This is a genomic window from Robinsoniella sp., from assembly GCF_034124845.1.
The window spans coordinates 1-2371 of sequence record NZ_JAWYAJ010000386.1 but is presented as its reverse complement, the minus strand read 5'-3'; the positions used below and the strand labels follow the sequence as shown (position 1 = coordinate 2371).

Annotated in this window: 2 protein-coding genes and 1 pseudogene; all 3 read left to right on the top strand. The window is 35.8% G+C overall.

Features of this window, described 5'->3' with window-relative positions; translation table 11 throughout:
* A partial coding sequence (locus ACH2DQ_RS19275) for an ABC transporter substrate-binding protein (protein ID WP_395027897.1) occupies nucleotides 1-1038 on the top strand: 1038 nt, incomplete at its 5' end.
* 95 nt (nucleotides 1039-1133) lie between these two features.
* Nucleotides 1134-2018: a carbohydrate ABC transporter permease gene (locus ACH2DQ_RS19270; protein ID WP_394912636.1), complete on the top strand. Its 885-nt coding sequence runs from the start codon at nucleotides 1134-1136 to the stop codon at nucleotides 2016-2018.
* Nucleotides 2018-2371 (top strand): annotated as a pseudogene (locus ACH2DQ_RS19265) (carbohydrate ABC transporter permease); the annotation flags it as partial. The gene ACH2DQ_RS19270 and the pseudogene ACH2DQ_RS19265, both read left to right, overlap by 1 nt.

Here is a 2371-nt window from a genome sequence, read left to right as displayed (position 1 = left end):
GAGGTTCCAGATATTATGCAGTTTAACATACCGGAAAACTATTACATTTATGATGCAGCTAAAAACTTTATCACAATGGATGATCAGCCCTGGATAGAACGGTTGGCATTAGATAAATCGGAAATTACTTATACAGATGGTCATATCTATGGAATGCCTATAACCGGATTTTCTGGCGTCATGGGCGTCATTTATAATAAGGAAGTGTTTAAGGAAAATAATCTTGAGGTGCCAAAGACTTATGATGAATTTTTGAAAGTATGTGAAACTCTGAAGACAAATGGTCAGACTCCGATCTACATATCCGGTAATGACAACTGGACAATTCAAATTGCACCTATGATTTTTCTGGCTAATGCATTAGATGACAAAGCGTCTGAAACGTATGATAAGTTATATAACAATGAACAGTCATTTGCTGATATCCCGGAATTTAAAGAAGCGCTGCAAAGCTATCAGGATTGGTTTACCAATGGATATACCAATACAGATTATACGGTGGGAACTTTCGAGGATTCCAAAGATAAAGTGGCACATAAAGAGGCAGCGATGATTATTTCCGGTGAATATGCAGTTACTGACATCATGACAAAATGGCCGGATGCTCAGATCGGGATGTTTCCACTTCCATATAATAATGTAGACAAATTTTTAACTTCTAAATATGTGTTTGGTGAAGCAATACCAAAAGACAGCAAAAATATAGATACTGCATTAGAGGTGCTAAATACATTGTCACAACCGGAATATCTGGAGATTTATTTGAGCGCAAATCCGCTTAATTCTCCTTATAAAGATGTGGAAAGTGTAAATATCAATTCGGTCTTAAAAGAAGTCTATGCAGATTATTTTGATTCTAATAAAGTATTGCCGCAGATTGCAGATATGATCGGAAAATTCGGTTCTCTTAATAACGATGTATTCTTCCCGGTATATACACAGGTAGCCCAGGGGGGAGATATCGATGAAGCTATTGAACAGTTTGACAGCGGAATGCAGGAATATGGTAAAAATATAGGTGTAGAAGCTTTTCAATAGTTGATTATATTAAGAAAAGTCTCTTTTTTATCAGAGACTTTTTTTAATACCCGAATACAGGAATTATCAGGGATTTTAAGAAAAGAGGATAAATAATGAAGAGTAAAAAGAAAGCAGCTATGGATATTTACAGTTTCAAGCTGGCACTTCCGGCTATAGTAATCTATACATTAATGTTTGCAGTACCGGTTATATTGGGAGTGTTTACCTCCTTTACCAATTGGAGCATCCGGGATTTATACAATTTTACTTTTAATGGTATTGAAAATTTTTTAAAGATATTTAAAGATAAGTATTTTTTTCTTGCCATTAAAAATACGTTTTTATTTGCATTTGTAACGACCGTTGTAAAAGTAATATTTGCCGTGTTATTGGCAACAGCGCTGGTAAAGCCGCTTAAAACAAGAAGCGTGTTAAGAAGCGTATTCTATATACCCAGTATACTTAGCGGTGTAGTAGTTGGGCTTATTTTTACATCTTTTTTTAAAGCGGATGGTATGTTTGATCAGATTTTACGAGTATTTGGATACAGTGGTGACATTGTATGGCTTGGAAATGAAGCAACGGCTATGTGGTGTGTAATTTGGACTGATATCTGGAAAGGTACCGGATTTGCAATGATGATCTTTATTGCTGGTTTACAGGGCATACCTAAGGATTATTATGAAGCAGCGGCTATAGATGGGGCTGCCGGATTTAAGCAGTTTTTCAGGTTGACGCTTCCCTTGCTTATTCCATCTTTTACGGTTGTAATCACGTCCAGTCTGATTGCCGGTCTGAAGGTTTTTGATAATGTATATGTGCTGACAAATGGAGGTCCGGGATTTGCTACTCAGGTACTGGCTACTTATGTATATAAAAACTATTCAGCGGGATTTTTAGGCAAATCAAGTGCAATGAGTTTAATTTTAACTGTTATTGTATGTATATGTACCATGGGGTTGAACAAATTTTTAAGAAGTAAGGAGATTGAGGCATAATGGTAAAGAGAAAAGTAAAATTAAAGTTAGCATTATTAGAAATTTTGATAATCATTTTTAGCCTGATTATTATTATTCCGCTTCTAATCATGTTCTTGGGAAGTGTAAAAAATCAGGTAGAAGCAGCCCAGTTAACCATTAGCCTGCCCAGTACGTGGCACTTTGAAAACTTTGCATTTGTAATTGAAACCGGTAAAATAATCGGTTCATTTTTTAACAGTGTGGTTATTACAGGAAGTGCAACGGTTATTGGTGTATGCTGTGCAGCAATGGCAGCCTTTGTAATTGCAAGAAAAAAGACAAATGGAGGAGAAAATCTTTACAATTATTTTTTTCTGGGGATGATTGCTCCT